The organism is Bacillus sp. SN32, from assembly GCF_002837495.1.
In the GTDB taxonomy this organism is placed as follows: Bacteria; Bacillota; Bacilli; order Bacillales; family Bacillaceae; genus Bacillus; species Bacillus subtilis.
In genome coordinates, this window is sequence record NZ_PJCT01000001.1 from 844,167 (window position 1) to 848,508 (window position 4,342).

5 protein-coding genes are annotated in these 4,342 nt (G+C 45.7%); all 5 read left to right on the forward strand.

Features of this window, described 5'->3' with window-relative positions; all coding sequences use genetic code 11:
- Nucleotides 1–5 precede the first annotated feature (5 nt).
- From CW370_RS04505 to CW370_RS04525, 5 genes are read left to right on the forward strand one after another with little or no spacing between them, the layout of a single operon-like run.
- Nucleotides 6–254 carry an acyl carrier protein gene (locus CW370_RS04505; protein ID WP_003231809.1) on the forward strand — a complete coding sequence of 83 codons (249 nt, stop codon included), beginning with the start codon at nucleotides 6–8 and terminating at the stop codon, nucleotides 252–254.
- Complete coding sequence (gene pksF, locus CW370_RS04510; protein ID WP_024573081.1) at nucleotides 232–1,479, forward strand: polyketide biosynthesis malonyl-ACP decarboxylase PksF; 1,248 nt, start codon at nucleotides 232–234, stop codon at nucleotides 1,477–1,479. The genes CW370_RS04505 and pksF overlap by 23 nt, the downstream gene beginning before the upstream one ends.
- Nucleotides 1,480–2,742 carry a polyketide biosynthesis 3-hydroxy-3-methylglutaryl-ACP synthase PksG gene (gene pksG, locus CW370_RS04515; RefSeq protein ID WP_024573082.1) on the forward strand — a complete coding sequence of 421 codons (1,263 nt, stop codon included), beginning with the start codon at nucleotides 1,480–1,482 and terminating at the stop codon, nucleotides 2,740–2,742.
- On the forward strand, nucleotides 2,730–3,509 hold the full coding sequence (locus CW370_RS04520; RefSeq protein ID WP_080263044.1) for an enoyl-CoA hydratase/isomerase: 780 nt from the start codon (nucleotides 2,730–2,732) through the stop codon (nucleotides 3,507–3,509). Before pksG ends, CW370_RS04520 begins: the two co-directional genes overlap by 13 nt.
- A gap of 39 nt (nucleotides 3,510–3,548) precedes the next feature.
- Complete coding sequence (locus CW370_RS04525) at nucleotides 3,549–4,298, forward strand: polyketide synthase (protein WP_024573190.1); 750 nt, start codon at nucleotides 3,549–3,551, stop codon at nucleotides 4,296–4,298.
- Nucleotides 4,299–4,342 lie beyond the last annotated feature (44 nt).

Sequence of the window (4,342 nt, forward strand, 5' to 3'; positions counted from 1 at the left end):
GCATTATGGATAAACAGAGAATCTTTGAAGTATTAATCACCAATATTTGCGAGGTGCTTCCTGAATTAGACGGACACAGATTTGAGCCTGAAGATCAGTTAGTTGAGCTAGGAGCTGACTCTGTAGACAGAGCTGAAATTATCACGATGGTGCTAGAGGATTTATCGTTAAAAATCCCTCGCATTGAGCTATCCGGGGTGAAAAACATCGGTGAATTAGCTGAGGTGCTTTATGACAAAGTGCAATCTGCCTGAGGTGGTGGTGACCGGTGTAGGCGTTACGGCCTCTATCGGTCAAGGGAAAGAGGACTTTGCTTCCTCGCTGCTGTCCGGCAGACATGCCTTTGATGTCATGAAGCGTTCAGGCAGACAAAAAGACAGCCGGTTTATCGGAGCCGAAATTGCGTCATTGTCTTATCCTGACCGACTCTCTAAAAAAATGTTGCGAAAAGCATCATTCTCCAGCCGCACTGCATTGGTAACTCTCACAGAGGCTTGGGAGGAGGCTGAATTGGACGATGCAGATTCCTCACGTATCGGACTGGTTGTTGGCGGGTCAAATTTTCAGCAGAGAGAAACCTTTGAAGTTTATGAAAGGTATCAAGACCGCTCCGGTTTTATTTCGCCGGCGTATGGTCTGTCTTTCATGGACAGCGATCTTTGCGGGATATGTACAGATCAGTTTGGCATCACGGGATTAGCATATACGGTGGGAGGAGCCTCGGCCAGCGGCCAGTTAGCAGTCATTCATGCGATTCAGCAAGTCCTGTCAGGCGAAGTTGATACTTGCATAGCACTTGGTGCTTTAATGGATCTTTCTTATATGGAATGCGAGGCGCTAAGGGCTTTAGGCGCTATGGGGACGGACAAATATGCTGATGAACCTGAAAAAGCGTGCCGTCCCTTTGATCAAAACAGAGACGGGTTTATCTATGGAGAATCGTGCGGTGCATTGGTAATAGAACGAAAGGAGACGGCTTTACGAAGAGGTCTCAAACCTTATGCAGCATTGTCTGGCTGGTCAATCAAACTGGACGGAAACCGGAATCCTGATCCTTCATTAGAAGGAGAGATTCATGTCATCCAGAAGGCACTGGAGCGTGCCAGGCTTTTACCAGAAGATATTGATTATATTAATCCTCATGGAACAGGCTCTTTTATTGGAGATGAAATAGAATTAAAGGCGCTCCGTGCATGCCGGCTTTCCCATGCTTATATCAATGCAACAAAATCGATAACCGGACACGGGCTTAGTGCGGCGGGCATCGTAGAGATTATTTCTGTTTTGCTGCAAATGAAAAAATCTGCCCTGCATCCGAGCCGGAATTTGGATCATCCAATCGATGATTCCTTTCATTGGGTAAATGAGAAATCGATTTCATACCGCATCAAAAATGCGCTGAGCTTAAGCATGGGGTTTGGCGGAATGAACACCGCGGTTTGTATACAAAACATTGAGAAATGTGGAGGCGAATCATAAATGGTTTCAGCCGGAATAGAAGCGATGAATGTCTTTGGCGGAACGGCATACCTTGATGTCATGGAGCTGGCCAAATACAGACACTTAGATACTGCGAGATTTGAAAACTTATTAATGAAAGAAAAAGCGGTAGCACTGCCTTATGAAGATCCCGTGACCTTCGGAGTCAATGCAGCTAAGCCGATTATTGATGCTTTATCTGAAGCAGAGAAGGACCGGATTGAATTGCTGATCACTTGCTCTGAATCCGGGATCGACTTTGGGAAATCGTTAAGTACATATATCCATGAATACTTAGGTCTCAACCGCAACTGCCGTTTGTTTGAGGTTAAACAGGCGTGTTATTCAGGGACAGCGGGATTTCAGATGGCGGTGAATTTTATATTATCCCAGACTTCTCCGGGTGCCAAAGCACTGGTTATCGCCAGTGATATTTCACGTTTTTTAATCGCTGAGGGCGGAGACGCTTTAAGCGAAGATTGGTCTTATGCGGAACCGAGCGCCGGAGCGGGAGCGGTGGCCGTTTTAGTTGGCGAAAATCCCGAGGTGTTTCAAATAGATCCCGGAGCAAATGGTTATTACGGCTATGAAGTGATGGACACGTGCCGCCCCATTCCCGACAGTGAAGCGGGAGATTCTGATCTGTCTTTAATGTCATATTTGGATTGCTGCGAACAGACCTTTCTGGAATATCAAAAGCGTGTACCGGGTGCCAATTATCAGGACACGTTTCAATATCTTGCTTACCATACGCCCTTTGGCGGGATGGTGAAAGGTGCGCACCGGACAATGATGCGTAAGGTGGCGAAGGTGAAAACATCCGGGATTGAGACAGATTTTTTAACTCGGGTAAAACCAGGTTTAAACTACTGTCAACGGGTTGGAAATATTATGGGGGCAGCCTTGTTTCTGGCATTGGCCAGCACGATAGATCAAGGGAGATTTGATTCGCCTAAACGAATTGGCTGTTTTTCCTACGGATCCGGCTGCTGTTCTGAATTTTACAGCGGAATTACAACTCCGCAAGGCCAGGAGCGTCAGCGAACATTTGGTATTGAGAAGCATTTGGATCGCCGGTATCAGCTCTCCATGGAAGAGTATGAGCTATTGTTTAAGGGGAGCGGGATGGTGCGGTTTGGGACGCGCAATGTAAAGCTGGACTTTGAGATGATACCGGGCATCATGCAGTCCACTCAAGAGAAGCCGCGCTTGTTTTTAGAAGAAATTTCTGAGTTTCATCGAAAGTACAGGTGGATCTCGTGACCTATCAAACGATAAAGGTCCGCTTTCAAGCGTCGGTTTGCTATATTACCTTTCACCGTCCTGAAGCGAATAATACGATTAATGACACGCTGATAGAAGAATGCTTGCAAGTGTTAAACCAATGTGAAACATCAACGGTGACGGTTGTCGTTTTAGAGGGGCTTCCCGAGGTGTTTTGTTTCGGAGCTGATTTTCAAGAAATCTATCAGGAAATGAAAAGGGGCAGAAAACAGGCAAGCTCCCAAGAGCCTCTCTATGATTTGTGGCTGAAATTGCAGACCGGCCCTTATGTCACGATATCTCATGTCAGGGGAAAAGTGAATGCAGGCGGTCTTGGATTCGTATCTGCCACAGATATTGCCATTGCTGATCAGACGGCGTCATTCAGTCTCTCTGAGCTGCTATTCGGCCTGTACCCTGCTTGTGTTTTACCGTTTCTGATCCGCCGTATCGGCTGGCAGAAAGCGCATTATATGACGCTTATGACAAAGCCGATTTCCGTTCAGGAAGCCAGTGAATGGGGGTTAATAGATGCTTTTGATGCTGAAAGTGACGTGCTGCTGAGAAAGCATTTATTGCGTTTGCGGAGGCTGAATAAAAAAGGAATCGCACATTATAAACAGTTTATGAGCTCACTTGATCATCAAGTCAGTCGTGCGAAAGCTACTGCTTTAACTGCAAATCAAGACATGTTTTCTGATCCTCAAAACCAAATGGGAATCATCAGGTATGTTGAAACAGGACAATTCCCATGGGAGGATCAGTAACCGTTTAAAAATGACAATCAGAACCGTTAGGAGGACATCATGACGCATTCTGTTGTAGAGCTTATCGAAATTGAATCCGCCATTATTCAGGTAAAGATGCAAGATCGCACTCATAAAAACGCGTTTTCACAAGAACTTACAGACGATTTAATTCAAGCGTTTGAATACATACGGCAGAATCCCAAATACAAAGCGGTCATTTTGACAGGATATGATAATTATTTTGCTTCAGGAGGAACGCAAGAAGGACTGCTACGAATTCAACAGGGATTGACCAAGTTCACTGATGACAATCTTTATTCTCTGGCGCTGGATTGCGAGATTCCGGTTATTGCGGCAATGCAGGGCCATGGAATTGGAGGCGGCTTTGTCATGGGGCTCTTTGCTGACATTGTCATTCTGAGCAGGGAAAGCGTGTATACGGCTAATTTTATGAAATACGGATTTACGCCTGGAATGGGCGCTACCTTTATCGTTCCTAAAAAACTGGGTTTCAGCCTGGCCCAGGAAATATTATTGAATGCGGGCAGCTACCGCGGAGCTGATCTTGAAAAAAGAGGGGTTCCCTTTAAGGTGCTGCCCCGTGCAGAAGTGTTAGATTATGCAGTGGAGCTGGCGCAAGAACTAGCGGAAAAGCCGAGAAACTCACTGGTTACACTGAAAGATCATTTGGTTGCCCCGCTTCGCAATCAGCTGCCGCGCGTCATTGAACAGGAACTGATGATGCATGAGAAAACATTTCATCATGAAGAAGTCAAAAGTAGAATCAAAGGTTTATATGGTAATTAACTGAAAATATATATAAATTTTGCAGGTGAAATGGAGGCAGCGTG